We start from the raw sequence: 26,514 nt of genomic DNA on the forward strand, positions 1-26,514 counted from the left end.
TTGTTATGTACAATAATTCATTACTATTCTAATTCAATTGAAACATTTTTTTGTGGTACAAATGTAGAAATTGCATGTTTATAAATAAGCTGTTGCTTACCTTCTGTTTCCAGCAGGACTGTAAAATTATCAAATCCTTTAATTAGTCCACGAAGCTGGAAACCATTTAATAAGTACAGCGTAACAAACGTATTTTCTTTACGGAGTTGATTTAAAAACTGATCTTGAATATTGATTGATTGCTTCATGTCGAATCCTCCTCTTTTTCTCTACTTACTATTATTCGACTTTACTTGTAACTTTCCTTCTATGTATCGTAAAATTTCTGACGTTTTTTCACCGTTTGTAACATCAAACCACGTGACATCCATTTTATTACGGAACCACGTTAATTGACGCTTTGCATAACGACGCGAATTCGTCTTTAATTGTGATACCGCATCTTCTAAAGAAACTCGATTCTCAAAATAATCATAGATTTCTTTATATCCAATCGCTTGAATAGATTGACAATCTCGTATCCCTCTATTATACAGCCCTTCTACTTCCTCTAATAGGCCTTGTTCCATCATCAAATCCACTCGTAAGTTAATGCGATCGTATAGCATTTCTCGATCCATTGTCAAGCCAATTAATGAAACATCATAGAGTAACTCTTTTTCTTGTTTCTCAATTTGTTCACTCATTTTTTCACCCGACGTGTGGAAAATTTCTAACGCCCGAATGACACGTCGTACATTATTTGCGTGAATACGCTCCGCACTTTCTGGATCTACTTCTTGCAATTTTTTATGTACATATTCCACACCGCGTTCTAAAGCTAACTTTTCCATTTGCTCTCGGTATATCACATCACCAGCATCATCTGTAAACTGATAATCGAATAAAACAGATTGTATATAAAGACCGGTCCCACCAACTATAATTGGTAATTTACCACGTTCTGTAATTTCTCGAATATGCTTGCGAACACGTTCTTGAAATTCCGCGACAGAAAATGAATCTTCCGGATTTTTTATATCGATCATATAATGTGGAATTCCGTCCATCTCTGCTTTTGTTACCTTTGCAGTTCCAATATCCATCGTTCGATAGATCTGCATGGAATCACCACTAATAATTTCACCGTTCAACGCTTTGGCAAGATTGATACTTAACTTCGTCTTTCCAACAGCAGTTGGTCCAATGATGACAGCAACTTTTTCACGTTGCACTTCTCCCATATCATTCAACTCTCTTTATGTAATATACTCCATCTATTGATTATACCCAATCTTACCAATTTTAACGGCATGATTGCAAGTTCTTTCATTTCGGTACATGAAATTATACAGAAAAAAGAACATAGTTTGTCCAATTCTGCATATACATGATAAAAATAGTTTCGAGAGGATGAGTTAACTATGAAACAATCCACCATCAATTTTTCATCTTTGACAAAAGACCTCATTTTAGCTACTTCTATAAAAGAACAAAATTGTTCACAAGAGGAATTATACTTCGCCCTAAATTGTTTACTACGGGCTTTTCATTCTACCCTCCATGAAACAACATTACATCCAGAAAATAAAAATACAGAATATATACAAACGCAATTTTGCAGTGCATATAAAATTATTACAGGTAAAACTATTTATCCATTTCAATAATCCATAAAAAGCGGCTGCTTACATAATTTCAAGCAACCGCTTTTTATATTAATATCGATAACCTATTGTATAACTTTCACTTTTACAGATTTGCGCCCCCAGCTATTAGCACTACCATCTGAACCGACTAATACATCAATACGATTTCCTTTAATCGCACCACCAGTGTCTCCAGCAATCGCTTCTCCATATCCTTCTACCCATACTTTTGATCCAAGCGGAATTACTTTCGGATCAACAGCAATTACTTTCATATTTGGATTTGCTGTTAAATCATGCCCCATTGCAGTTAATACACGACCACCATACGAACCATTCTCACTCGGATCTGCTGTATATGCCGTCGCTTCTACTGTAATTTCACGACCACCAGTAGGCGCACTTGTTTCAGTAGATTTTGCAACTGGTTTTGCAGCCGGTTTTTCTTTTACCACAGGTTTACTTGATTCTACATTCTTAATAGAATCGTTACTCTTAACAGACTCTTTATTCTTAACTACTGTATTATTTTTAACCGGCGTATTTGTTCTAGCTGGCGCTTCTTCTTGAGCTACAACCTCTTTCTTTTCGATTACAGGGGCTGTTCCTGTTAAAAATGGCACGTGAACATATCCAACTTTTCCATTGTAGTCGAATTGTAACCATTCATTTTGAACTTGATTCGTCGTTTCAATCACATCATTTTTATTAAGTTTACCTAAAATTTCAGAATCAGTATTCGCTCCAGCACGAACATTTAATACGCCCGCCGTTACATAATATGTGCTCTTTGTAAAATCGGCACTTACAAACGCTTCCTTACCGTTCAACTTAATTTTTGTCCATCCATTTTCTGTATTTATAACATCTAGTGTATTCCCACTTAACACTTTACCTACAAGCTTTGACTCTACATTTGGGTTTTCTCTAACATTTAATACGTCTGTTGTTACAATTGTTTCCGCTTTAGCAGAACCCGCAAAAATCCCAAGACCAAAAACTGCTGCTGTTGCTATACCTAATAATTTTTTCATGAATAGCCTCCATTTGCTTTGTTTTCGTATTTTCATTATAGCAACAGATTTTTAGAATTTTTAGAAATCACACAATTACAAAGCATTCGTAATATACGATTAACGAGTTGTAACATAAATTTCCATATTAATAAAATGTATTTCTCATACAATCTCCAGTGGTTTTCATATATTTTTCATATACGAGCACAAGAACTTTTTTCCAGAAAAAATTACAGTGTTACTTTTTTGTTACAAAAAAGTAACACTTCGTTACATCTTTTACCAAAAAACATCAATATTTAATTGTTAACCTATTTTTTTGTAATAAAAAGAGAGCAGCTACTAAAAGCTGCTCTCTTTTCATTTGTTATTGAACTTTCTTTTTCCAAACACCTAGCATAATAGCCGAGACAATCGTTCCAATTAATATAGAGAAAATATATAGTAACGGTTTATTTACTAACGCTATTACAAATAATCCACCATGCGGTGCTGGTAATGTAATTTGGAATAACATAGATAACGCACCTGCAATACTTGAACCAACAACACAACTTACGATTACTCGAACCGGATCTGCAGCTGCAAACGGAATCGCACCTTCTGTAATGAACGATGCTCCCATAATATAATTTGTTAAACCAGATTTACGTTCCGCTTCTGTAAACTTTGATTTAAAGAATGTAGTTGCAAATGCAATCGCAAGTGGCGGTACCATACCACCAGCCATAACTGCTGAGTGCACTCCAAAATTCTGTGCTTCTATTGCAGCAATACCAAACGTAAACGCCGCTTTATTAATTGGACCACCCATATCAATTGCCATCATACCACCTAAAATAAGACCTAGTAATATAGCATTCGTACCGTTTAAACCATTTAACCACCCTGTCAACATTTCATTTAATGCTACTACAGGCGGAATCACTGCTTTTTGCATTACAACTCCTGTAATCAATAATCCAAAGACTGGATATAACAAAACAGGTTTAATTCCTTCTAATTGTACTGGTAGTCCTGAAAATAATCTTTTCAACCCTAAAACAACATATCCAGCTAAGAAACCAGCAATTAATCCACCTAAAAAGCCAGCATTCGCATTCGCCGCTAAAAATCCACCTACAACACCAGGCATAAAACCAGGACGATCAGCAATAGAACTTGCAATAAATCCAGCTAAAATTGGTACAAGGAATAAAAACGCACCTGTTTTTCCTCCACCAATTGACATGAACAATTCAGCTAAAGGACCTTCCGCCTTTATACCACCAAACGAAAACGCTAGCGCTATTAAAATCCCGCCGCCAACAACGAACGGAAGCATATTACTTACGCCATTCATTAAATGCTTATAAATTCCTAATCCTTTTTCTTTTTCCGTACTTTCTGCCTTTCCATCTTCTTTTACACCTTTAAAGATTGGTGCATCTTGCTTTACAGCTCGATTAAGAAGTGTTTCCGTTTTTCTAATCCCATCAGCGACTGGTACTTGAATGACATGTTTACCAGCAAAACGATTCATTTCTACTTGTTTATCCGCCGCAACAATAATAGCTGTTGCACGTTCAATATCCTCTTTCGTTAAACCGTTTTTAATACCTGTCGATCCGTTTGTTTCAACTTTAATCGCTATTCCTAACTCTGTCGCTTTTGCTTTTAAGCTATCCGCTGCCATATATGTGTGAGCGATTCCAGTTGGACAAGCTGTAACAGCAAGTACGTACGGTTCATTTACTTCTGGTTTTGCGACTTCAATCTCTTCTTCTTTTTCATTCTCTTTTTCATCAAATAGTTGAAGAAGCTCACTTTCATCCTTTGCTTCTAATAGTTGCTTGCGAAACCCTTCATCCATTAATAATGTCGATAAACGAGACAACGTTTCTAAATGAGTATTATTCGCTCCTTCACTTGCAGCAATCATAAAGAATAAGTGTGCTGGCTGTCCGTCAAGCGACTCATAATTGATACCGCTTACACTTCTACCAAAACAAATCGATGGTTGTTTAACAGCCTTTGTCTTCGCATGAGGTATTGCAATACCTTCCCCTATTCCAGTCGTACTTTGGGACTCCCGCTTTAAAATAGCTTCTTTAAATTCCATTTTACTATTTAAACGATTTGCCCCATTTAATTTCTCAACTAATTCATCTATGACAGCTTCTTTATTTGAAGCTGTCAAATCCATAATGACTGTATCTCTTTTTAATAGTTCTGTAATTTTCATATGTTGCTTCCCCCTATCGCTTAGCTACAATTACTTGCGACAATAATTCTTCTACTTTTTCCTTCTTACATAAATCAGCTGAAAATGCTGTTGCACTCCCTGTTGCAACGCCGTATTGAAATGCCTTTTCAATATCTTTTGTCTGTTCATATTTGCCTACAAACCCTGCAACAAGAGAATCTCCGGCCCCAACTGAATTAATTACAACACCTTTTGGAACAGTCGCTTCATATATACCTTCTGCCGTAAATAATAAAGCTCCCTCTCCAGCCATCGATACGATAACGTGTTTTATACCTTGTTCAATTAATTTTCTTCCATAAGGTAAAACGTCCTCTACTGTTGAAAGCTCCACTCCAAACAACTCACCAAGTTCATGATGGTTTGGCTTAATTAAAAATGGCTTATTTTTAATTACATGCTGCAGTGCACTTCCACTCGCATCGACTACTACTCGAATACCTTTTTCAGCTCCGAGCGCTGCGATTGATTCATAAAAGGTAGTTGGGATAGATGCAGGTACACTTCCAGCTAGCACAACGCAATCTCCCTGCTTCATACTTTCGATTTGTTTCATTAATTGTTCAAATTGCTCATTTGTCACATTAGGACCTTGCCCATTTAATTCTGTCTCTTCTTGCCCTTTTATTTTCACATTAATTCGGGAATCTCCGTCTACTTGGATGAAGTTTGTCATTACGCCTTCCGCCTGTAATACACCTTTAATAAATTGACCGGTGAATCCACCAGTAAATCCAAGTGCTATATTTTCCACACCTAAACGATGGAGAACGCGAGAAACATTAATCCCTTTTCCTCCAGGAAACTTCATATCTTTCTCTGCTCGATTGACTGCGCCTAAATCAAAGGAATTAACTTGTACTACATAATCAATAGATGGGTTTAAAGTAACTGTATAGATCATTGTTTATCAGCCTCAATTACATTGGTTTGTCTTTTATATTTTTCTAAATCAATTTCTAAATGGTTTGTAATAATATTTGCTTCTTCAACATTTGCAATTTTCGCAAATGCAACTTCTGAAAACTTACTTTCATCAATTAAGAAATATCCTTCGTTTGCTAATGTTAATGCCATTTGTTTTAAGAGCGCTTCTTCTGGATCTGGCGTTGTAAAGCCAAGCTGTTCATGTACACCATTTGCACCTAAAAAACATTTATCAAAACGATACTTCTGCATACTTTCCTGTGCCATAGCACCGATTAAAGCTTTCGTCCTACTCTTCATCATTCCACCTAGTAAATACGCACGAATATTATTTTCAACTAAAGCTTCAATATGCATAAGTCCATTCGTAACGACAGTCACATCTTTATTTATTAAAAATGGAATCATTTCAAATGTTGTACTTCCTGCATCTAAATAAATACAATCACCTTGTTCAATAACGCTAGCCGCATAATTAGCAATTTGTTGTTTTATTTGAATGTTTTTGGATGATTTTTCAACCATCGTTGGTTCTTGCCCTTTTCCTGTTAAAACAGCGGCACCACCATGAACTCTTTTTAATAACCTTTGCTTTTCCAATTGTGCTAAATCACGGCGAATTGTCGACTCAGAGCTTTCTGTTCTTTCAACTAATTGCTGTAATTTTACAACTTTCTGTTCTTTTACAAGTTGCAATATCATTTGATGACGTTCAGGAGTTAACATTTTATTCACCTCTTCTTTGATTACAGTATAATGAAAACGGTCACAAAAATCAACCACAAACAATCAAAAATAATCAAAAACACCCATAAACATTTATAAACAGCAAAAAGAAACCTATTCGATTAAACAATCAAATAGGTTTCTTTTCTAAATTCACTTATAAAGAAGCTTTATATATACTTAAAACATCATCTTTATTTAATTTTTTAAAGTTACCAAATTCACCATACGCCATCGCTTTATTAGCCATTATATCAATTTCATTTTCTCCAATACCGTAATCAGCTAATGTTGCTGGCGCTTCAATTGAAGTCCAAAATTGACGCAGTGCCTTAATTCCTTCTAAAGCCACTTCTTTATCTGTTTTGCCATCTGTTTCTATATCAAATACACGAATAGCGAACTGTTTAAAACGACTTACATTTTCCTCTACAACATGTTTCATCCAGTTCGGGAATAAAATCGCAAGGCCACCCCCGTGTGGTATATCATGAACAGCAGAAACTGCATGCTCAATATTATGAGTCGCCCAATCTCCTTTTACTCCCATCGCTAAAATGCCGTTTAACGCCATAGTACCACAATATAAAATAGTTTCTCTATGCTCATAATTTTCTAAATCACTTAAAAGCTTAGGTGCTGTCTCAATTACTGTTTTTAAAACAGCTTCACAATAACGATTTTGTAGTTCTGTATTCGTTCCATGATGGAAATATTGTTCTAATACGTGCGACATAATATCTACCATACCGTAAATGGTTTGATCTTTCGGTACAGAAGTAGTATGAACTGGATCTAAAATTGAAAACTGCGGGAAAGTAACTGGGCTACCCCATCCATACTTTTCATTCGTTTCCCAGTTTGTAATTACCGAGCCTGCATTCATTTCAGATCCTGTTGCTGCAAGAGTAAGTACAGTACCAAATGGTAATGCCTCATTAGCAAATGTTTTTTTCGTTACAATATCCCATACATCTCCATCGTACTTACTACCAGCTGCAATTGCCTTCGTACAGTCGATCACACTTCCTCCACCAACTGCTAAAATAAATTCAACACCATTTTCTTTACAAATTTGAATCCCTTTCTTTACAGTTGATACACGTGGATTCGGTTCAACACCTGTCAATTCAAATACTTCTGCATTTATATCCTTTAAAATAGAAATTACATTATCATAAATACCGTTTCTTTTAATGCTGCCTCCCCCGTATACGAGAAGAACTTTTTTACCGAACTGTGGAATTTCAGTTTTTAACTGCTCTAATTGACCTTTACCGAAAATAAGTTTCGTTGGATTACGAAATACAAAATTTTGCATATTCCTTTACCATCCCTTCTATATGAAAAGCAACTATACTTTTGTATACCATATTTTTTTCATTTCACAAAAATATTTGCTTAATAAAAAAACCCCAGCCTACAGGCTGAGATTTTTTATTGGTAATAAGGTGAGATCATTAAGTAAACAATAACACCAGATAAACTTACATATAACCAAATCGGCATCGTCCAACGTACAATTTTACGATGACGTGTTAATTGATTTGTAAAACCAAATACAAGTGCAAACAATGCAAGCGGTACAATAATTGCCGCCAGGATAATATGTGTAATTAAAATGATGAAATACACATATTTAATGAATCCTTCTCCGCCAAAATGTGTTGCTGGCGCTAAGTAATGATAAGATAAATAAGAAACACAAAATAGCAACGTCGTTGTAAATGCTGCCAGGATGAAACCACGGTGCATTTTCACATTCTTCTTAATAATAGAGTATAGAGCTGCTAATAAGAATACGAACGTAAAGCTATTAAAAATTGCATTTAACATTGGTAAAATTGTTACATCAAAATGTAATTCTCCTTCATAGCCAACAGGTCCAAAGAACAAAAATAAAATAATCGCATTTACAATTACAGAAAGCGTTATCACAATAGGAGCATAGCTTTTCTGATTTGTTGATTGATCCACCAAAATGGTCACTCCCTCTTCCTTCAAATATGTATACGTAACCTCACTATTTTAACATACTATTCACAGTGTAAATGTGACAATAGTTTGACACAGCAAGATAAGACAAAGAAAAAATCCTTCTTAATAAAACTTCTTAAGAAGGATTTTATCGCTTTATTATTCAAATAGCAACGCGATTAGTTTTTGTTAAAAAATGTATCGCTATATGCTTGAAAAATTTCAGACACTTGATATCCCATTAAAGAAATTGCTGTTAATGAAAAGAAACCAATCATAAGAAATCGAAACCACATATAAATCTCCTCCTTGTATTTAGCTTAAAAAACATTCGCTATATTACAAGTTGAGTGGCACTCTTCATCGTCACTTTCCTTTTTCCTTACAATTGCTGTAATAAATCGAATCATAAAGAAAATAACAAAAGGAATTTGTTCGTAATTCACATTGGCATAGTTTAGCAACGGCTCGCGCTGCATATCGAACGGGGATGAGAAGGAATAGAACATACCTTGCTCTTCCATATATACAATTACAATTTTCATGCAAAATACGATTCCTAGAAACGAAACAATATCTTGCCATTCTGTCGTATATAACAGGTTATACAGCTCTAATACGTACTCTTCCATTATCATCCCCCCCTTCCTTTTTTACCATTTTGCTCGCCTTCGTATAAAAAGTCAAGAAAAAAGTTTATATCCACTATGACAATAGTAATTACTTGTTTCTATGATTATATATGATTCTTTTATAGCAATGACTGGGTGTAACTCTCTTCGAAAATTAGAAAATTAGAATCGAACAGATTCCTCATTCTTACTTTTAGGATTCAAAACTGTGCTATTTTTATTTCTATTAAAAATAAAATAAGAAAGTATGATAAGAACAGTAACAAACATTGTTAAAAGTGCTTGTGAACGTAAAGTATCAATTGCGAACATCGCAACTAAAACTGCTATAATAGCAACAATTGTAACATACGTTACATACGGAAAAAGCCACATTTTCACTTTCAAATTTTGTTGTTCCACTTTCCCCATTTTTTTACGCATCTTTAAATGCGAAACTGCAATAACGAGATAAACTAGTAACGCAATCCCGCCAGATGCATTCACTAAAAACAAAAAGACTTTATCTGGAGAAATGTAACTAAACACAACGCCAATATAAGCGAAGAAAGTTCCAAATAAAACGGCCCGAACTGGAACACCACTACTGTTCAATTTCAAAAACGCCTTTGGAGCATCTCCTCTTTCTGCCATCGAAAAAAGCATTCTTGAGTTTGTATATAAACCCGAATTTAAACAAGAGAGTACAGCTGTTAAAACGATAAAATTCATAATTTGTGCCGCAGCTGGTATTCCTATATGTTCCAATACAGCTACAAATGGACTTTTTAATATGTTTGCTGAATTCCATGGCAGTAGCGTAACAACTACCGCTATAGACCCAATAAAAAATACAAGAATACGCCAAATCACACTGTTTGTTGCTGTTTTTACTGCTTTTACAGGTTCTGCAGATTCACCTGCGGCTACCGCTACAATTTCTGATCCCATAAATGAAAATATAACGACAGTAATTCCAAGCAGTACCGAACTTATACCGTTTGGCATAAATCCACCTTGTCCAATTAAATTCGAAGTGCCGGGTGCTTCTGTTCCTGGAACAAATCCTAAAATAACAGCAAGACCTAGACAAAGGAACAAAACAATACTTATTACTTTAATAAAAGAAAACCAATATTCAAACTCTCCAAATGATTTCACCGAAAAAACGTTCGTCAGCGTTAATAAAATTGTTAATATTAAACTTAATAACCAAAGCGGTATTTGTGGAATCCAATATTGGATAATACCAGCACCTGCTGTGGCTTCTATTGCAATAACAATTACCCAAAAAAACCAGTATAACCAGCCTATTGTATAACCCGCCCAAGGACCAATCGCTTCTCTTGCATACGTTGCAAATGAACCACTTGTCGGATTAACAGCTGCCATTTCTCCTAGCATTCTCATGACGAAAATGACTAGAAGTCCTGCTAATGCATATGAAACGATAGAACCTGGTCCTGCCGAATGTACAACTGCACCACTTCCAACAAACAAACCAGCCCCTATTACACCGCCAATTGAAATCATTGTAATGTGGCGTATTTTGAGGTCTTTCTTTAGATTTTTATCCAAATCTTGTACATCCCCTTCCAAACTAAATTTTGAAATTTATGTAAGAGTACTGTGCGAAAGATTTTGTCCTATACTTTAAAATATATCAAAATATTCTGAATTCAACAATTAAAATTCAACCTCCTTCAAAAATTATTACATTAGGTTTAATACTTTCCCATACACAATTGTTGAGAAAATTATAGTCCCTTTACAAAAGAAAGAATTTTCAGATATTATTAAATAAACAAGATTATACATCTAGACAACTTTTTGTATAGGAGTGTTGATATGTTAAACAAGTTCAAATTTTTTTGTTGTATTTTAGTAATGTTCTTACTTCTACCGTTATCCCCTTTCCAAGCACAAGCAGCAAACAATTTAGGTTCAAAATTACTCGTTGGATACTGGCATAATTTTGATAACGGTACTGGCATTATTAAATTAAAAGACGTTTCACCAAAATGGGATGTAATCAATGTATCTTTTGGTGAAACTGGTGGTGATCGTTCCACTGTTGAATTTTCTCCTGTGTATGGTACAGATGCAGAATTCAAATCAGATATTTCTTATTTAAAAAGTAAAGGAAAGAAAGTAGTTCTTTCAATAGGTGGACAAAATGGGGTCGTTTTACTTCCTGACAATGCCGCTAAGGATCGTTTTATTAATTCCATACAATCTCTGATCGATAAATACGGTTTTGACGGAATAGATATTGACCTTGAATCAGGTATTTACTTAAACGGAAATGACACTAACTTCAAAAACCCAACTACCCCTCAAATCGTAAATCTTATTTCAGCTATTCGAACAATCTCAGATCATTATGGTCCAGATTTTCTATTAAGCATGGCCCCTGAAACAGCTTATGTTCAAGGCGGATATAGCGCATATGGAAGCATATGGGGTGCATATTTACCAATTATTTACGGAGTGAAAGATAAACTAACATACATTCACGTTCAACACTACAACGCTGGTAGCGGGATTGGAATGGACGGTAATAACTACAATCAAGGTACTGCAGACTACGAGGTCGCTATGGCAGATATGCTCTTACATGGTTTTCCTGTAGGTGGTAATGCAAATAACATTTTCCCAGCTCTTCGTTCAGATCAAGTCATGATTGGGCTTCCAGCAGCACCAGCGGCAGCTCCAAGTGGTGGATACATTTCGCCAACTGAAATGAAAAAAGCTTTAAATTATATCATTAAAGGAGTTCCATTCGGAGGAAAGTATAAACTTTCTAACCAGAGTGGCCATCCTGCATTCCGCGGCCTAATGTCTTGGTCTATTAATTGGGATGCAAAAAACAACTTTGAATTCTCTAGTAACTATAGAACATATTTTGATGGTCTTTCCTTGCAAAAATAACAAAGTAAAACTATAATTAGCCCTCATCAATCGGACATTTATGGGCAATCAATGCAGGATAAAAACAACAATAGGTCCCTTTATAGGTCCTATTGTTGTTTTTTACTTATGAAAATTACTTTGTCACATCTAAAGTTTTAAGAAACTCTTTTCCATCGACCAACATCGCACGTTCCTTGGAATCATATTGTTAAATATTCTAGTTACTATTTTGCTTCAACACAAAAATTGAAAGTTCAGGTACACTACAAAATCTAACAGGCATCCTAGTAGTCCCAATGCCACGATTTACATATAAATATAACGGCTTACTCTTCCCCTCTACTTCATACATACCTTCAACGTAGTGCTCAGCTAGTTTGGTAGTAATTAACGGACCTACAAAAGGAATTTGGACTTGTCCTCCGTGACTATGTCCTGACAGTTGAAGATCAACTGGGTAACGATTTATTTTGGTTACAACATCCGGCTCATGTACTAATAACATGTTGAAATCATTTTGTTTCAAGTTTTTTAAAGTTGAATCTATTTGCGGCTTCCCTAATAGAAAATCATCCAAACCTGATATTATAATATATTTGCCGTTTTCCACTTTAATTTTCTGCACTTCATTTACTAATACAGAAAAACCAGCTTCTTCCATATATTTTTTGTAAAATAAACTACCGCCCCCGCCCCTATCATGATTCCCAAACACAGCATATTTCCCTAAGGGAGCGTAAATTTTCTGCAAAATAACCTTCGCTTCTTCTCTTTCCGCACTATAAGACCCAAATTTATCTATTAAATCTCCGGTAAAAACTACTATATCTGGATGTAATTCATTCATCTTCTCCACTAAATGTTCAAGTTGTTTCAGTGTAAACTCTGGTCCTAAATGTACATCTGAAAACTGCAATATTTTTTTATTATTAAACTCTTTAGGAATTGTAGAAGCTTCTATTTCATTCCACGTAACTGTTACTAGTTTTCGTTCTATTTCTGTCGCATAATAATACAAACTTACTGGTATCATTAATATACTTATAAAACTAATAATAAATATCTTTACGATTGATTTTTTTCGTTCTTTTTTTACATGATTCGTATTCATGTTTTCACCTCTAGAAACACTTTAAATCCTTATTGTTACATTCATGTGACAACATGAACAATGTTATCAATATGTAATTCCCTCTCTATTCACTTTGACAATTTTATACAGAAGTCATAACATATTTTTATAATACATAGATTTTCGAAATTTTTTCTATTCATTCCATCATTTTATTACGGAGGGGTTATTCATGTCTGTATTTACACCAGAAGAAATTACGGAACTTGCTGCTAATTCCGGAAGAAAAAAAGCTCATTTATCATTACTCCCTATGTTAATTCTCGGTTTTTTTGGCGGTGCTTTTATAGCATTAGGGTATTTACTCGATATTCATGTTATTGGAACAATGCCAAAGGCTTGGGGATCATTTACTAGTTTTCTAGGCGCTGCTGTATTCCCTATTGGCCTTATTCTCGTTATTCTTGCAGGCGGTGAACTAGTAACTGGTAACATGATGACAGTTTCTATGGCCTGGCTTCAAAAGAAAATTACTTTATTTTATTTCATACGAAATTTAGTTATTGTTACATTTAGCAATTTCATAGGGGCTGTATTTGTAGCCTACTTTTTCGGTCATATCGTTGGCTTAACTGAAGGAGCTTTTTTAGCAAAAACTATTTCTATCGCTCAAGCGAAACTACAAGATACACCATTGCAAGCATTTATTTCTGCAATCGGATGTAATTGGCTCGTTTGTTTAGCTGTTTGGCTCAGTATGGGAAGTAAAGAATTTATCGGAAAGATTATCGGTATTTGGTTCCCGGTTATGACTTTTGTTGCGATTGGATTTCAACACGTTGTAGCCAATATGTTTGTCATCCCAGCCGCCATTTTTGCCGGTCATTTCACTTGGGCTGAATATTTTCCAAACTTTATTTTTGTTTTCTTTGGAAATTTAGTAGGAGGTATGTTATTTGTAGCACTACCTTACTTCATATCTTATAATAAGAAACTACCTGCTCATCAAGAGAAGACTGAAATGAAGAACAAATCTCTGTCCGCTTAAATGGAATGTCTATAAAGTGCCCTAAAAAATATTACAAATTTCATTTTTTTTGCGAATATATGTACGTACACTTGTTCTCGAATGTTTTATACGTTATAATAACAACTTAAATAGCATTATTTACATATGAGGTGAAAAACATGAACAAAACAGAATTAATTAAAAACGTAGCACAAAATGCTGAGATTTCTCAAAAAGAAGCTACTGTAGTTGTACAAACTGTAGTAGAATCAATCACTAACACTTTAGCTGCTGGTGAAAAAGTACAACTTATCGGATTCGGTACATTCGAAGTTCGTGAAAGAGCTGCTCGTACAGGCCGTAACCCACAAACTGGTGAAGAAATGCAAATCGCAGCTTCTAAAGTACCTGCTTTCAAAGCTGGTAAAGAACTAAAAGAAGCTGTAAAATAATGAAAAATATCCTTCTCATTTATGAGAAGGATATTTTTTTCATAACATAATTAATAAAAATCTGACCATTATGTTGTTTCTTTTGTTCTTTTATGCAAATAAAACCTTTACTTTCAAAAAAAGGTTTTGCGGTAATGCTCGCCTCTGTATATATCTCCCTATGCCCTAGGTTCACTGCTTCTTTTTCTAACTTCTGTAGTATGTATGAAGCGACTCTTTTCCCTTGATAATCTTTATGCGTAAATAAACGATCTACGTAACGATCATCGTTATAATCCCCAAACCCCACAATCACACCTTTATGATCCGCTACATAGCTAATATTCTTTTCTAAAGACTGTAACCAATTTTCTCTATCTAGTCGCTCCGGTGCCCACGCCTGTAGCTGTAACTCATTATAATCTTTTGCATTAACCGTATGAACTGTTTCATAGAACAATTGTAATACTTGATCTAAATCTTCTTTCTGGAATGTTCTAATTATAATATCTTTTAACATATATAAGTCTCCTTACGAAACTACCTCTTAACTTTTCTACTACATACGATTCTATATTTCTGCTTTATTATATCGTTTTAATTTCTATACGAACAAAAAAACAATACTTATTCAAAGTATTGTTTTTTAATTCTATTCAATTACTTAATGTAGCTCTTTAAGATTTTAATTTAACTCTTTGTAATCGTAATGCATTTAATACAACGGATACAGAACTAAATGCCATCGCTGCTCCAGCAACCCAAGGGGCTAAGAAACCTAATGCCGCAATTGGAATTCCTAACGCGTTATAAGCTAATGCCCAGAATAAATTTTGTTTAATATTTCTTATCGTCATTTTACTCATAAAGATCGCATCAGCAATACTATTTAAGTCACCGCGGATTAACGTTATATCCGCTGCTTCCATCGCTACATCCGTTCCCGTTCCAATTGCCATACCAATGTTCGCTGTAGCAAGAGCAGGAGCATCATTTATCCCGTCTCCAACCATCGCTACTTTCTTACCATTTGCTTGCAGTTTTTTCACTTCTTCTGCTTTTCCTTCTGGCAATACTTCTGCAATTACGTGATCAATACCAACTTGCTTTGCAATTGCCTGAGCAGTTTGTGTATTATCTCCTGTAATCATCACAACGTCTAGACCCATTTTTTTCAGTCTTGCGATAGCTGCTTTTGAAGTATCTTTTACAGTATCTGCAACGGCAACTATACCAGCATATTCTTTATCGATTGCAATAAGCATTGCTGTTTTTCCTTCTCGTTCTAGCGCTTCCATTGATTTAGAAACTTCTTCAATATCAATATTGAATTTCTTCATTAATCGACGTGTACCAATTAATAAGTGTTTTCCTTCTACAACTGATTCGATACCAAATCCCGGAATCGCTTCAAACGTTTCTGAACTTGGGATATCAATTTTCTTTTCTTTAATTCCTTCTACAATCGCTTCTGCAAGTGGATGTTCAGAATTTCTTTCTGCTGCCCCTACTAATCTAAGCAGTTCATTTTCATTGAATCCATCTGCTACAATTACATCTGTTAACACCGGCTTCCCATTTGTCACTGTACCCGTTTTATCTAAAATAACCGTATCTAATCGGTGCGTTGCTTCTAAATGCTCTCCACCTTTAAATAAAATACCATACTCTGCTGATCTTCCTGATCCTGCCATAATAGATGTAGGCGTTGCAAGACCTAATGCACATGGACAAGCGATAACAAGTACTGCTATCATTTTCTCAAGTGCTCCGCCAAAATCACCAGGTGTAACAAATATCATCCATACTGCAAATGTGATAATCGCAATCACAACTACAACCGGTACGAAAATACCTGAAATTTGATCTGCTACCCTTTGAATAGGAGCTTTTGAACCTTGTGCCTCTTCTACTACTTTAATAATTTGAGCTAATGCAGTATCTCTTCCTACTTTAGTTGCTTTCACTTTTAAAAATCCATTTTTATTTATTGTCGAACCTATTACTACATCCCCAATTGACTTATCAACAGGAATACTTTCACCCGTTAACATCGATTCATCAATTGCTGACTTTCCTTCTACAATCTCACCATCTACTGGTATTTTTTCACCAGGCTTTACATAGACGATATCACCAGCTACTACTTCTTCAATCAAAATTTTTATTTCTGTTCCATCTCGCACAACTGTAGCTGTCTTCGCTTGTAAACCCATCAATTTTTTAATTGCTTCTGATGAGCGCCCTTTTGCTTTCGCTTCAAATAATTTACCTAAAATAATTAATGTAATAAGTACCGCACTCGTTTCAAAATATAAATCTGTCATATGTTTCGAAGAACCAATAGATTGAATACTTAAATATACACTATAGAAATACGCGGCCGACGTTCCAAGCGCCACGAGAACATCCATATTCGCACTTTTATTACGTAACGCTTTATAAGCTCCAACATAAAACTGTCCACCAATGATAAATTGAACAGGGGTTGCAAGTGCTAGTTGCACCCAAGGGTTCATTAACATATCCGGTAAATAAATAAACGACGTAAATGAGAAATGACTAACCATTGCCCACAATAATGGGAAAGATAAAATAAACGAAATAATAAACTTCTTCTTTTGTCTTTCAATTTCTTGTAATCGATGATCAGTTGATGCATCTTGATCATCTGGTTTCACTTCTAATTTATATCCTAGCTTCGTAATCGCACTCTTCATTTCATTTACATTAACTTCATCAGGATTAAAGTCTACTGTAGCTGATTCTAAAGCAAAATTTACTGTCGCTTTGTTCACACCATCTAACTTATTTAAACGCTTTTCAACTCTATTTGCACATGCTGCACATGTCATTCCTGAAACAGTAAATTCAGCTTTATCACTTACAATTCCATATCCTAACGATTCAACTTTTTCTTTAAACTGTTGCGGATTTGTTTTAGTTGGATCGTACATTATTTTTGTTTTTTCAAGTGCAAAATTTACATTCGCCTCATGAACACCTTCTACTTTTTTTAGACCTTTTTCAATTCTATTTGCACATGCCGCACATGTCATTCCTGATATTTGAAGATTGGCCTCTTTTTTTTCATTCATGTCTCTCACCTCTATATACCCTTATGAGGTATAATTATTAGCAAAAGAAATCGTACTTCATTTAAAGTACGATTTATTTCCATATCTAAAAATAATTATTGAACATCGTATCCTTGGTCTTCGATTACAGCAACGATATCTTTTAATGTTACGGCAGACGAGTCGATAGTAACTTCAACAGTTCCTTCTGCTAATTGAACCTTCACTTGTTCAACACCGTTTAGCTCTTTCACACTGCTTTCGATAGCATTTACACAATGTCCACAAGACATACCTTCAACCTGTAATGTTAACTGTTCCATTTAAAATCCTCCTCTTGTTTATTCATTGTTTGTTAATCATAATTACATCTTACCATACCCCCCTAAGGTAATCAATGGTTTTATATCATGATTTTTCAATTATTTTCTAAAAGTTTATTTTACACACACTTTTTCACATCAATACGCCGAGATCTTATTATGAAGGTAAACAAAAAAAAACAAGCCAGTGACATACTAGCTTGTTTTTACGCTTTTGAAAAACGTTCAAATACAGTCATTAATTCTTCAATTGCTTCGTCACCATTGCCATCTTTAATAGCACCTGAAACACAATGACTTGTATGGTTTTTTAATACACCCATTCCTACTTTTTTCATCGCTGCATTAATCGCTGAAATTTGCACTAAAATATCCACGCAATAACGATCATTTTCAATCATATTTTGAATACCGCGGACCTGTCCTTCAATTCTCTTTAATCTATTTATAATCTGTTCTTTTTCTTTTTCTGATCTATGTGTTACTGCTTCATGCTCTTTATGATCCATATTATCACCTTCTTAAAGTTTCTCTTCACCCAATAAAACAATTGTTTTTATGAGTATACCAATTATAGCATTAAATATCTACGCACGATACCCCATAAGAGTATATTTACGCTTTATGATTATTCTTAACAATGCATTAGCTTCTTAATCTCAATTTTTAGTATACCCTTTCCTTTTTGTCAAAAAAATCATTATATCTCTCATCAAAATTCAATAAAGTGAAACAAGAATAAGCGGGGATTACCCGCCCCCGCTTATTCTTCATCTATAATATTAAAATCTTAATTTTCAGATATTTAATCCAAGAATTTTTTCTTTCCATATATAATTATTGTTGATCACATACTTTTGTATCATTCACTACTGAAGTTCCTTCAACGGTTACCGTATGAAAACAGTCATTTACTCGAACTGTTACAACATTATCTTGCCGGTCAATGATATGATATTCATTAAAATTTTTATTCAGAGCACTGCGAATTTGTTCTCCTTCATAAATTGGGATGCCATGCGATAGAACCCAAATAAGTCCAGCGATAGCAAGAATAGTTTTCATACGATCTACCTCCTTGGGAATATAGTGAACTTTTAATCCATACTTTTTCAGCTCTACAAATCATGATCGGAATAAACCGAGCCTTTTTGGAAATAAGTTCATTTCGTCTATTTTATGTTTATGCTAATTGTGACCGTTTTGTGACAACTTTTTGTCTCTTTAGACGAAAAGTTGAAACAAAACTTTCAAAAAGGACAATTCTACATATCAAAAAAGGTTATGGAATGTTTCATCCATAACCTTTTTTCCTATATGTAACTAATAAATCTCAACCCTTTACTTAAAGACGTCGGCACAACAGATGCATGATTCTCCCCTTCAGCTTCATAAAACTTAAATTTAAGTTTATCGTGGTTTACTTGGAGAAGGCGCTCTGATAATTCATTTGCACCTACAACCATATGCTCTCGTTCTAGTGACCCAACTGTAAGGAACACTCCTGTTTCAAACTTAGCATTGTTTAATTCATTTATAAGGTTCTCTTCTTTTTCAAGTACGGATTTATTATTCCACCATATAGATGGACTACTAATAAAATAATTTTGAAAAGCATTTAAGTTTGTAAATAGTATATGGAGAGCAAATAATCCACCTAAAGAATGCCCAAATAACGTTTGCTTACCTTTATCAATCTCAAAATTCTTTTCAATTTGTGGTTTCAGTTCTTCTTCAATAAAAGTAAAGAAATTATGTGCTCCTCCTGTTTTAGGCCACGGTTTACCGTCTGGTTTTAAAGGGGCATCTTTTGAAATTACGCTAGGCGTAAAATCATAACATCTTTCTTCCCCTGAAAATGCGCCTTCAATTGGATAACCCACTCCTACTATAACAGCTGGTGAAACACCAGTTTTTTCCGCTCTTACTGATTGTATTTTAACTGCTTCATGAAATGTTTGAAAAAAGGCATTGCCATCTAATACGTAAATGACAGGATATCCTGAATCCGGTGCTGGTTGCCTCGGCTTTGAAATATGAATTTGATATTCCTTACCTTCTAATTTTGAATACATTTTCCATTGTTCTGTATTAGATATTATAATCTGCTGTTTTTCAACTGTAGTATTCACCCTATCCCCCCTTTTTAACTTGTTACATATATTTCGATTTTTTCTTCTTGAGATACAACGCTATCATAACCGAAACAAACAGGAGCCCCGTTATACGGATCAATCATGACACGTGCATCAATATGAAATACTTCTTTTAATACTTCATTTGTAATGATTTCTTCTGGGCTACCAGTTGTAACAATTTCTCCTTCCTTCATTGCAATAATTTCATCTGAAAATCTTGCTGCATGGTTGATATCATGTAATACCATAACAACCGTACAATTATGTTCTTTATTTAACTTCTCCACAATTTGTAATACATCTAATTGATGAGACATATCAAGGTATGTAGTTGGCTCATCTAATAGCAACACTTCTGTCTCTTGTGCTAATGCCATCGCTAGCCATACCTTTTGTCTTTGACCACCTGATAAATTTGCAATTTGTCTCGTTCGAAATTCAGAAGTTTTCGTTATATTTAATGCCCAATCAATCATTTCTTTATCTTTTGTCGTTAACTTATTTACGTTATTTCGATGTGGATAGCGTCCATAAGAAATTAATTCTTCCACTTTAAGTTCACCTGGTGCAATTGGAGTTTGCGGGAGTAAAGCTAACTGCTTCGCAATTTCTTTCGTTGAAATTGTATGTAAATCTTGCCCTTGCAAATATACTTTTCCGCTTTTTTGTTTTAAAATTCTTCCCATTGTTTTTAACAATGTCGATTTACCGCAACCGTTTGGACCTATAATTGTCGTTACTTTTCCTTCTTGTATTTCCACATTTAAATCGCGAAACACTGTAAGCTTTTCATAACTTGTTTCTAAATTTTTTGCACTTAAAATACTCACTTTTATTCCTCCTCTTACGCTTTCGCCTTATAAAGTAAATATAAGAAATACGGTACACCGACAATAGAAATAACGATTCCAACTGGTAACTCTACAGGTGTGAAAACTGTTTTTGCAATAAAGTCTGAGGCAATTACAAGAAACATTCCGATTACGCCGCACGTAGGAATTATATACTTATGTTGAATACCAACAAGTCTTTTCGCTATATGCGGTGCCATTAAGCCAATAAAACCGATACTCCCTGAAACAGCAACACATGCACTCACAAGCCCGATACTGCTTAATAATAAAATCGATTTCTCTCTTTCTACTGAAACACCTAAACTTGTAATACTCGTTTCTTCCAATTGGAATAAATCTAATAAATAAGCTTTCTTTTGTATAAGTGGAATTAAGATAATAAGCCATGGTAACATAGCCACAATATACTTCCAGTTCGCACTATATATGCTTCCAGACACCCACACTGCAGCCATCTCGAAATCAGTTGACTTCATTTTGAGTGATAAGTACATAGAAAAAGCTCCAAATCCCGATCCAATTGCAATCCCTGTTAATAAAAGTCGCTGCGAATCTAATTTACCGTTTTTCCAAGAAAACAGATAAATGATGATAGCTGCACCTAATCCACCTACTAAACCAAACATTGGCATCATCATAATAGAAACCCAGTCTGTGCTTTTTAATTGTCCTTGAAAGAAAAACATAAAAATGACAATCGCTGTTCCCGCTCCGGCATTTACTCCTAAAATACCTGGGTCCGCCAATCCATTTCTCGTAATCCCTTGAATAACAGCACCTGCAACACCAAGGCCTAATCCTACTAATCCAGCAATTACGATACGCGGAAGACGAAACTCAAAAATAACTAAATCATGTTCTGGTACTGGATCAATTCTAAAAAGTGTTTTAAATACATCTGTAATCGTAATGTCGAACGTACCATTTGTTAAACTAATATAGATAGCACATAGTATTAAAAATATAATAATCCCCATCGTCATTCCGAAACGTTGACTTGAACTTTTAAGCATGTCTCTCTCCTCCTCTAGTACGGATTAAATAAAGGAAGAAAGGAATTCCAATTAAGGAGGTAACGACTCCAATAGGTGTTTCAAATGGATAGTTTACAAATCTACTCAAAACGTCACATAACGCTAAGAAAACGCCACCAATAACACCTGCACATGGCAAAATCCACTTATAATCTACCCCAATTATAAAGCGGGTAATGTGCGGAATAATTAAACCTACAAAACCAACTTTCCCCACTAAAGCAACTGCTGTTCCTGTTAAAAAAATTACCGATAAAATTGCCATCGCTTTAACTAGTTTTGTACGCTGTCCTAAATTAATAGAAACCTCTTCGCCTAATGAAAGAATGGTAATAGATTTTGATATTAACAATGCTAAAATTATTCCAATTATCCCAAACGGTATCGTGATTTTAATTATATTAGGATCTACTTGATCTAACTTTGCATTAAACCAAAAACTAACATTTTGAGAAATTTGGAAATACGAAGCCATTGCAGCCGATACACTGCTTAAAAATGTTCCAATAACTGTTCCTATAATCGCTAACCTAACTGGTGATAAGCCATTTTGAAGGAGCGAACCAAAACCAAACACGATACCGGCTCCGAGTGCAGAACCAATCATTGAACATATAACCATACCAATTGATGACATTCCTGGAAGAAAAATTATACAAAGTGTAATAACAAAGGCAGCACCATCCGTCACACCCATAATAGAAGGGGATGCAAGATAGTTTCTTGTCATCCCCTGCATAAGTGCTCCTGATATGGCTAGAAATGCTCCGACTAAAAGAGCTGCAACTACCCTTGGTAAACGTGAAGTAATAATAATATTATGATTTACATCACTTGAATCAAAATGAAATAATGCGTTCCACACTGTTTCAGCATCAATACTTTTCGCCCCATACAAAATCGAAAGTATAACTGTAAATAAGATGAGTATGGGTGCTATACATAATATAGTTACTGGTACTGCATTTGTTTTCTGCATATCATTCAACGCACCTTACTTATTGTATTATTTAGATAAATTTTTCACTGCTTCTTTTAAGAAGGCAGTTTTACTCCAAGCAGTACCACCTTGCGCCATTGGATCTACAACGTTTACAAATACTTTCTTTTCCTTCGCAGCATTCATACTTTGCCAAATTGGATTACTTTCAATTTCTTCTAACACTTTTGGATTTTTATTTTCACTTGCCTCATATTGTAAGAAAATATAATCTGGGTTAAGTTCAGCAAGTTTTTCAAATGAAATTTTCTCTTGTGCTTTTACAGTTTTCAATTGTTCTGGAGCAGTTAGTCCAAGATCTTTATAAATTACAGGGTTGAAGTATACTCCTTCTGGATATAGGAATAATTCGTTTGCTCTTAGTCTAATGACAAGTACTTTTTTATCTTTTAACTTATCTCCTAGTTTTGCTTTTGCTTTTTCAGCGTCTGAATTGTAGTCTTTAATAATTTTTTCTGCTTTATCTTTTTTACCAGTTAATTCTCCCATTAACTTTAAGTTATCTTCCCAATTTGTTGAAACGTGTGATACCGGGAATGTAGGAGCTACTTTCGTAAACTTTTCAGCTGTTTCTGCTGGGAATTTCGTACTTGATGTAATCACATCTGGTTTTAATTGTAGTAATGTTTCGAAATTGGGTTGCATTTTCTCACCAACAGATTTCGCACCTTCTAACTCTTTTTCCAGGTATTTTGGTAGTTTACCACCTACAGTAATGGCACCAACTGGTTTAATTCCAAGTACTGCCGCATCTTCCATTGACTCTAAACTAGCTGTCGCAATTTTATCTACTTTTGCTGGCACTGTATATTCTTTACCTAAATATGTAATTTTTCGTTTTTCATCTTTTTTCGTTTCCGTAGCTTTTGTCTGTTGTTTTTGCTCGCCTGAAGTTTTATCCGCACTATTACATGCCGCTAAACCTACACTTAAAACGGTAACCATCCCTAAAGTAAATAATTTCTTGTTCATCTTTATATGTCTCCTCTCAAATTTTCAAACTATATTCTCAATAGAATTTAACTATATGAATCTTATTCCATATATATATTTCATTAGATTAATAATTTTATCCAGAACTCATTCACGTTCACTTCCCCTAGACTATAATTCTTTTACGTCTTCATCACTTGATAATCATTTTCACTGATAATGATTATCGTTACTAAGTATATATTTAATATGAAATTATTTCAAGAATGATTTGAAAAATTTTAACAAACTGAATTAAAAAAAGAAGTATCTCCCTAATATTAGGGAGATACTTCTTTTTTTAGAAATTTATATGTAATTCAACTGGACAATGGTCTGATCCCATCACTTCACTATTAATTTTCGCTTCTGTTATCTGGTCTTTCATTCTTTCCGAAACAACAAAATAATCTAAACGCCATCCGATATTTTCACCTTTGTAATCTTGCTCTTACATTTATGAATACATACATACGCACTTTATTCAGGTTATACTAATTTCAGAGGTGATGTTCTTTGCACAATGAAGGAGTTACATTAACAAATGAGTATTGGCAAGCAATTATTCATAACGATTCTTCCTATGATAGCAAATTCTTTTATGCTGTGAAATCAACTGGAATCTTTTGCAGGCCATCATGCAAATCAAGAATACCAAATAGAAACAATGTACGAATTTTTCATCATGCAGAGCAAGCATTAAGTGAAAACTTTCGCCCGTGCAAACGTTGTAAGCCAAATGGGATCACTTTACCTAATGAAGAGTGGGTAGAACAAATTAAAGACTATATCGAAAAGCATTATGACAAATCCTTAACTCTCGACATGCTTGCGGGAATGTGTCACGGTAGCCCTTTTCATTTACAACGTACTTTCAAAAGAATAATAGGGCTAACTCCTATAGAATATATACAACAATTCAGGATTCTTAAAGCAACCAAATACCTTTTACACACAAATCAATCTATTAAAGAAATTAGTACTGCTGTCGGGATAGAAAACCCAGAGTATTTCGCAACTTTATTTAAAAAGAAAACCGGCTTTACTCCTACTGAATATCGAAAAAAGAACGAGATGAAAGAGGGATACGATAATGAATTCCTACAAAAATAATTATATATATTGGACGCTACTTACACATAAAAATTGGCGATTTCATATTGCTGCAACTGAAAATGGACTATGTTTCATTGGATCACAAGACGAAAACTTTGAAGAATTAAATATATGGGCTAGAAAAAAACTGCCCCAACATATATTGATTCATAGTCCAGATTACTTGCAAATATATACGCAAGAAGTTATCGAGTATTTAGAAAACAAGCGAGAAACTTTTACATTTCCTATCGATGCTTATGGAACTAATTTTCAATTATCTGTTTGGAATACGGTACGTGAAATTCCTTATGGAAAGACATATTCTTATACAGAAATTGCTGAAAAAATTCAAAAACCTAAAGCTGTGCGCGCCGTTGCTTCTGCTATTGCTGCTAACCCTCTCCTTATTACTATTCCTTGTCACCGTGTTATTGGGAAGAATGGGAAACTAACCGGATTTAGGGGTGGATTAGAAATGAAGAAAAAATTGCTTACATTAGAAAAGTTACAGGTGGAATTCATATGACAGCAGAATATAATAGCGCATTATCTATAGCAGTTCCAAAAGAATTTTGTTTCCAAGAAAATTTACGTTATCTATCACGTTCTAACAATGAATGTATGTTTCATATTGAAGATAACAAAATTTATAAAGTTATCCCTGTTCAAGATGTAAATCCTTTAGTTGAAATTAGTGTGAATACAGATGGCAATATTCAAATACGTTGTTTAGAAGAATCATATACATCTGAAAAATCGATACGTGAAGCTGTAGCTAACTATGTAAAAGAATGGTTTGATTTAACTACTGATTTAGCTCCCTTTTATACATTAGCTAAACATGATTTACTCCTTCAAGGACCAATTGAACAATATTATGGCCTTCGTAATTTAGGTATTCCAGACTTATTTGAGGCACTTTCCTGGGGAATTATCGGTCAACAAATTAACTTAACATATGCTTATACGCTAAAAAGAAGATTAGTTGAGCAATTTGGCAGTTATGTAGAATGGGACGGTAGAAAGCATTGGATATTCCCATTACCTGAAACAATTGCAAATCTACATGTAGAAGATCTCCAACAATTAAAAATGACGACTAGAAAATGTGAATATTTAATCGGTATTGCGAAGCTTATTACAGAGAGAAAACTATCAAAAGAGGATTTACTGCAAACACAAGATGTAAAGGTTGCTGAGAAACAATTAACCGCTATCCATGGTATAGGACCATGGACTGCCAACTATGTTTTAATGCGTTGTTTAAGATTTCCTTCAGCTTTTCCAATTGATGATGTTGGTCTGCATAATGCAATTAAATTTATAACAGGTTCCGAAAATAAACCGACTAAAAATGAAATAAAAGGTTTCGCGGCAAACTGGGCTAATTGGGAGTCTTATGCGACTTTTTATTTGTGGCGAGTACTATATTAAAAAGAACCAAGTAGCACATTCGTACTACT

General features: G+C 34.5%; 28 protein-coding genes and 1 pseudogene. 7 read left to right on the forward strand and 22 right to left on the reverse strand.

What is annotated here, in order from left to right; genetic code table 11:
- Window positions 1-23: 23 nt before the first annotated feature.
- Both hfq and miaA read right to left on the reverse strand, forming a co-directional pair.
- Complete coding sequence (hfq, locus tag D1166_RS17500; RefSeq protein ID WP_000813896.1) at window positions 24-248, reverse strand: RNA chaperone Hfq; 225 nt, start codon at window positions 246-248, stop codon at window positions 24-26.
- A 21-nt stretch (window positions 249-269) separates the two neighbouring features.
- Window positions 270-1,223: a tRNA (adenosine(37)-N6)-dimethylallyltransferase MiaA gene (miaA, locus tag D1166_RS17505; protein ID WP_000504957.1), complete on the reverse strand. Its 954-nt coding sequence runs from the start codon at window positions 1,221-1,223 to the stop codon at window positions 270-272.
- Window positions 1,224-1,403: 180 nt separating this feature from the next.
- Here miaA and D1166_RS17510 point away from each other — a divergent pair, with 180 nt between their 5' ends.
- Entirely contained in the window at window positions 1,404-1,649 is a 246-nt protein-coding gene (locus D1166_RS17510) for a hypothetical protein (RefSeq protein WP_000814426.1), read from the forward strand.
- A gap of 62 nt (window positions 1,650-1,711) precedes the next feature.
- On the opposite strand, the gene entD is transcribed toward D1166_RS17510, so the two are convergent.
- The 8 genes from entD to gabP form a co-directional block, all read right to left on the reverse strand.
- The gene (gene entD, locus D1166_RS17515; RefSeq protein WP_000734613.1) at window positions 1,712-2,662 is read right to left on the reverse strand and encodes a cell wall-binding protein EntD; all 951 of its coding nucleotides are present in this window, start codon (window positions 2,660-2,662) and stop codon (window positions 1,712-1,714) included.
- Window positions 2,663-3,011: 349 nt separating this feature from the next.
- A complete protein-coding gene (locus D1166_RS17520) occupies window positions 3,012-4,868 on the reverse strand; it encodes a PTS fructose transporter subunit IIABC (protein ID WP_000704599.1) in 1,857 nt (618 codons plus the stop codon).
- Window positions 4,869-4,881: 13 nt separating this feature from the next.
- Complete coding sequence (gene pfkB / locus D1166_RS17525; RefSeq protein WP_000640830.1) at window positions 4,882-5,793, reverse strand: 1-phosphofructokinase; 912 nt, start codon at window positions 5,791-5,793, stop codon at window positions 4,882-4,884.
- Window positions 5,790-6,542, reverse strand: a complete 753-nt coding sequence (locus D1166_RS17530; RefSeq protein ID WP_000957286.1) for a DeoR/GlpR family DNA-binding transcription regulator — start codon at window positions 6,540-6,542, stop codon at window positions 5,790-5,792. Before D1166_RS17530 ends, pfkB begins: the two co-directional genes overlap by 4 nt.
- 157 nt (window positions 6,543-6,699) lie before the next feature.
- On the reverse strand, window positions 6,700-7,863 hold the full coding sequence (locus tag D1166_RS17535) for an iron-containing alcohol dehydrogenase (protein ID WP_088066574.1): 1,164 nt from the start codon (window positions 7,861-7,863) through the stop codon (window positions 6,700-6,702).
- A 116-nt stretch (window positions 7,864-7,979) separates the two neighbouring features.
- Window positions 7,980-8,522, reverse strand: a complete 543-nt coding sequence (locus D1166_RS17540) for a DUF420 domain-containing protein (RefSeq protein ID WP_000228314.1) — start codon at window positions 8,520-8,522, stop codon at window positions 7,980-7,982.
- A 317-nt stretch (window positions 8,523-8,839) separates the two neighbouring features.
- The gene (locus tag D1166_RS17545; protein ID WP_103595474.1) at window positions 8,840-9,157 is read right to left on the reverse strand and encodes a hypothetical protein; all 318 of its coding nucleotides are present in this window, start codon (window positions 9,155-9,157) and stop codon (window positions 8,840-8,842) included.
- Window positions 9,158-9,313: 156 nt separating this feature from the next.
- Window positions 9,314-10,708, reverse strand: coding sequence for a GABA permease (gene gabP, locus D1166_RS17550; RefSeq protein WP_000360110.1), 1,395 nt, complete (start codon window positions 10,706-10,708; stop codon window positions 9,314-9,316).
- A gap of 270 nt (window positions 10,709-10,978) precedes the next feature.
- Here gabP and D1166_RS17560 point away from each other — a divergent pair, with 270 nt between their 5' ends.
- On the forward strand, window positions 10,979-12,061 hold the full coding sequence (locus D1166_RS17560) for a chitinase (RefSeq protein ID WP_097856403.1): 1,083 nt from the start codon (window positions 10,979-10,981) through the stop codon (window positions 12,059-12,061).
- A 199-nt stretch (window positions 12,062-12,260) separates the two neighbouring features.
- Here D1166_RS17560 and D1166_RS17565 read toward each other — a convergent pair whose 3' ends face one another.
- Window positions 12,261-13,154 carry a metallophosphoesterase gene (locus D1166_RS17565; protein ID WP_001095345.1) on the reverse strand — a complete coding sequence of 298 codons (894 nt, stop codon included), beginning with the start codon at window positions 13,152-13,154 and terminating at the stop codon, window positions 12,261-12,263.
- A 193-nt stretch (window positions 13,155-13,347) separates the two neighbouring features.
- Between D1166_RS17565 and D1166_RS17570 the strand changes: the two genes are divergently transcribed.
- Window positions 13,348-14,163, forward strand: a complete 816-nt coding sequence (locus tag D1166_RS17570; RefSeq protein WP_000110530.1) for a formate/nitrite transporter family protein — start codon at window positions 13,348-13,350, stop codon at window positions 14,161-14,163.
- A gap of 140 nt (window positions 14,164-14,303) precedes the next feature.
- Window positions 14,304-14,576: an HU family DNA-binding protein gene (locus tag D1166_RS17575; RefSeq protein ID WP_001043904.1), complete on the forward strand. Its 273-nt coding sequence runs from the start codon at window positions 14,304-14,306 to the stop codon at window positions 14,574-14,576.
- Between the two features lie 19 nt (window positions 14,577-14,595).
- On the opposite strand, the gene D1166_RS17580 is transcribed toward D1166_RS17575, so the two are convergent.
- From D1166_RS17580 to D1166_RS17630, 11 genes and pseudogenes are all read right to left on the reverse strand, one after another.
- Window positions 14,596-15,075 (reverse strand): GNAT family N-acetyltransferase, encoded by a 480-nt coding sequence (locus tag D1166_RS17580; protein ID WP_000910158.1) that lies wholly within the window; start codon window positions 15,073-15,075, stop codon window positions 14,596-14,598.
- A gap of 157 nt (window positions 15,076-15,232) precedes the next feature.
- Window positions 15,233-17,653: a heavy metal translocating P-type ATPase gene (locus D1166_RS17585; RefSeq protein ID WP_001003182.1), complete on the reverse strand. Its 2,421-nt coding sequence runs from the start codon at window positions 17,651-17,653 to the stop codon at window positions 15,233-15,235.
- A 95-nt stretch (window positions 17,654-17,748) separates the two neighbouring features.
- Entirely contained in the window at window positions 17,749-17,955 is a 207-nt protein-coding gene (gene copZ / locus D1166_RS17590; protein ID WP_000436973.1) for a copper chaperone CopZ, read from the reverse strand.
- Between the two features lie 206 nt (window positions 17,956-18,161).
- Window positions 18,162-18,464, reverse strand: coding sequence for a metal-sensing transcriptional repressor (locus D1166_RS17595; protein ID WP_000349636.1), 303 nt, complete (start codon window positions 18,462-18,464; stop codon window positions 18,162-18,164).
- Window positions 18,465-18,792: 328 nt separating this feature from the next.
- The gene (locus D1166_RS17600) at window positions 18,793-19,020 is read right to left on the reverse strand and encodes a hypothetical protein (RefSeq protein WP_000849103.1); all 228 of its coding nucleotides are present in this window, start codon (window positions 19,018-19,020) and stop codon (window positions 18,793-18,795) included.
- A gap of 248 nt (window positions 19,021-19,268) precedes the next feature.
- Window positions 19,269-20,087 carry an alpha/beta hydrolase gene (locus D1166_RS17605; RefSeq protein WP_001098697.1) on the reverse strand — a complete coding sequence of 273 codons (819 nt, stop codon included), beginning with the start codon at window positions 20,085-20,087 and terminating at the stop codon, window positions 19,269-19,271.
- 14 nt (window positions 20,088-20,101) lie between these two features.
- Complete coding sequence (locus D1166_RS17610) at window positions 20,102-20,923, reverse strand: ABC transporter ATP-binding protein (protein ID WP_000025773.1); 822 nt, start codon at window positions 20,921-20,923, stop codon at window positions 20,102-20,104.
- 14 nt (window positions 20,924-20,937) lie between these two features.
- Window positions 20,938-21,960 (reverse strand): FecCD family ABC transporter permease, encoded by a 1,023-nt coding sequence (locus D1166_RS17615; RefSeq protein WP_000920450.1) that lies wholly within the window; start codon window positions 21,958-21,960, stop codon window positions 20,938-20,940.
- Complete coding sequence (locus D1166_RS17620) at window positions 21,953-22,960, reverse strand: FecCD family ABC transporter permease (protein ID WP_001173051.1); 1,008 nt, start codon at window positions 22,958-22,960, stop codon at window positions 21,953-21,955. The genes D1166_RS17615 and D1166_RS17620 overlap by 8 nt, the downstream gene beginning before the upstream one ends.
- Window positions 22,961-22,987: 27 nt before the next feature.
- Window positions 22,988-23,953 (reverse strand): iron-hydroxamate ABC transporter substrate-binding protein, encoded by a 966-nt coding sequence (locus D1166_RS17625; RefSeq protein ID WP_001035506.1) that lies wholly within the window; start codon window positions 23,951-23,953, stop codon window positions 22,988-22,990.
- Window positions 23,954-24,254: 301 nt separating this feature from the next.
- Window positions 24,255-24,392, reverse strand: a pseudogene (locus D1166_RS17630) (exodeoxyribonuclease III); the annotation flags it as partial.
- A 77-nt stretch (window positions 24,393-24,469) separates the two neighbouring features.
- Here D1166_RS17630 and D1166_RS17635 point away from each other — a divergent pair.
- From D1166_RS17635 to D1166_RS17645, 3 genes are read left to right on the forward strand one after another with little or no spacing between them, the layout of a single operon-like run.
- A complete protein-coding gene (locus D1166_RS17635; protein WP_000551325.1) occupies window positions 24,470-25,066 on the forward strand; it encodes a bifunctional transcriptional activator/DNA repair enzyme AdaA in 597 nt (198 codons plus the stop codon).
- Window positions 25,047-25,577, forward strand: coding sequence for a methylated-DNA--[protein]-cysteine S-methyltransferase (locus D1166_RS17640; protein WP_001089838.1), 531 nt, complete (start codon window positions 25,047-25,049; stop codon window positions 25,575-25,577). Before D1166_RS17635 ends, D1166_RS17640 begins: the two co-directional genes overlap by 20 nt.
- On the forward strand, window positions 25,574-26,485 hold the full coding sequence (locus D1166_RS17645; protein WP_061655410.1) for a DNA-3-methyladenine glycosylase 2: 912 nt from the start codon (window positions 25,574-25,576) through the stop codon (window positions 26,483-26,485). Before D1166_RS17640 ends, D1166_RS17645 begins: the two co-directional genes overlap by 4 nt.
- The last annotated feature ends 29 nt before the right edge of the window (window positions 26,486-26,514 follow it).

This window comes from Bacillus sp. ISO11, from assembly GCF_003458115.1.
GTDB classification, from domain to species: domain Bacteria; phylum Bacillota; class Bacilli; order Bacillales; family Bacillaceae_G; genus Bacillus_A; species Bacillus_A cereus.

What these genes read in the sequence shown, in the direction of transcription:
- hfq (WP_000813896.1), bottom strand. Translation starts at nt 248, where the DNA reads ATGAAGCAATCAATCAATATTCAAGATCAGTTTTTAAATCAACTCCGT.
- miaA (WP_000504957.1), bottom strand. Translation starts at nt 1,223, where the DNA reads ATGGGAGAAGTGCAACGTGAAAAAGTTGCTGTCATCATTGGACCAACT.
- D1166_RS17510 (WP_000814426.1), top strand. Translation starts at nt 1,404, where the DNA reads ATGAAACAATCCACCATCAATTTTTCATCTTTGACAAAAGACCTCATT.
- entD (WP_000734613.1), bottom strand. Translation starts at nt 2,662, where the DNA reads ATGAAAAAATTATTAGGTATAGCAACAGCAGCAGTTTTTGGTCTTGGG.
- D1166_RS17520 (WP_000704599.1), bottom strand. Translation starts at nt 4,868, where the DNA reads ATGAAAATTACAGAACTATTAAAAAGAGATACAGTCATTATGGATTTG.
- pfkB (WP_000640830.1), bottom strand. Translation starts at nt 5,793, where the DNA reads ATGATCTATACAGTTACTTTAAACCCATCTATTGATTATGTAGTACAA.
- D1166_RS17530 (WP_000957286.1), bottom strand. Translation starts at nt 6,542, where the DNA reads ATGTTAACTCCTGAACGTCATCAAATGATATTGCAACTTGTAAAAGAA.
- D1166_RS17535 (WP_088066574.1), bottom strand. Translation starts at nt 7,863, where the DNA reads ATGCAAAATTTTGTATTTCGTAATCCAACGAAACTTATTTTCGGTAAA.
- D1166_RS17545 (WP_103595474.1), bottom strand. Translation starts at nt 9,157, where the DNA reads ATGATAATGGAAGAGTACGTATTAGAGCTGTATAACCTGTTATATACG.
- D1166_RS17560 (WP_097856403.1), top strand. Translation starts at nt 10,979, where the DNA reads ATGTTAAACAAGTTCAAATTTTTTTGTTGTATTTTAGTAATGTTCTTA.
- D1166_RS17565 (WP_001095345.1), bottom strand. Translation starts at nt 13,154, where the DNA reads ATGAATACGAATCATGTAAAAAAAGAACGAAAAAAATCAATCGTAAAG.
- D1166_RS17570 (WP_000110530.1), top strand. Translation starts at nt 13,348, where the DNA reads ATGTCTGTATTTACACCAGAAGAAATTACGGAACTTGCTGCTAATTCC.
- D1166_RS17575 (WP_001043904.1), top strand. Translation starts at nt 14,304, where the DNA reads ATGAACAAAACAGAATTAATTAAAAACGTAGCACAAAATGCTGAGATT.
- D1166_RS17580 (WP_000910158.1), bottom strand. Translation starts at nt 15,075, where the DNA reads ATGTTAAAAGATATTATAATTAGAACATTCCAGAAAGAAGATTTAGAT.
- D1166_RS17585 (WP_001003182.1), bottom strand. Translation starts at nt 17,653, where the DNA reads ATGAATGAAAAAAAAGAGGCCAATCTTCAAATATCAGGAATGACATGT.
- copZ (WP_000436973.1), bottom strand. Translation starts at nt 17,955, where the DNA reads ATGGAACAGTTAACATTACAGGTTGAAGGTATGTCTTGTGGACATTGT.
- D1166_RS17595 (WP_000349636.1), bottom strand. Translation starts at nt 18,464, where the DNA reads ATGGATCATAAAGAGCATGAAGCAGTAACACATAGATCAGAAAAAGAA.
- D1166_RS17600 (WP_000849103.1), bottom strand. Translation starts at nt 19,020, where the DNA reads ATGAAAACTATTCTTGCTATCGCTGGACTTATTTGGGTTCTATCGCAT.
- D1166_RS17615 (WP_000920450.1), bottom strand. Translation starts at nt 21,960, where the DNA reads ATGCTTAAAAGTTCAAGTCAACGTTTCGGAATGACGATGGGGATTATT.
- D1166_RS17620 (WP_001173051.1), bottom strand. Translation starts at nt 22,960, where the DNA reads ATGCAGAAAACAAATGCAGTACCAGTAACTATATTATGTATAGCACCC.
- D1166_RS17625 (WP_001035506.1), bottom strand. Translation starts at nt 23,953, where the DNA reads ATGAACAAGAAATTATTTACTTTAGGGATGGTTACCGTTTTAAGTGTA.
- D1166_RS17640 (WP_001089838.1), top strand. Translation starts at nt 25,047, where the DNA reads ATGAATTCCTACAAAAATAATTATATATATTGGACGCTACTTACACAT.
- D1166_RS17645 (WP_061655410.1), top strand. Translation starts at nt 25,574, where the DNA reads ATGACAGCAGAATATAATAGCGCATTATCTATAGCAGTTCCAAAAGAA.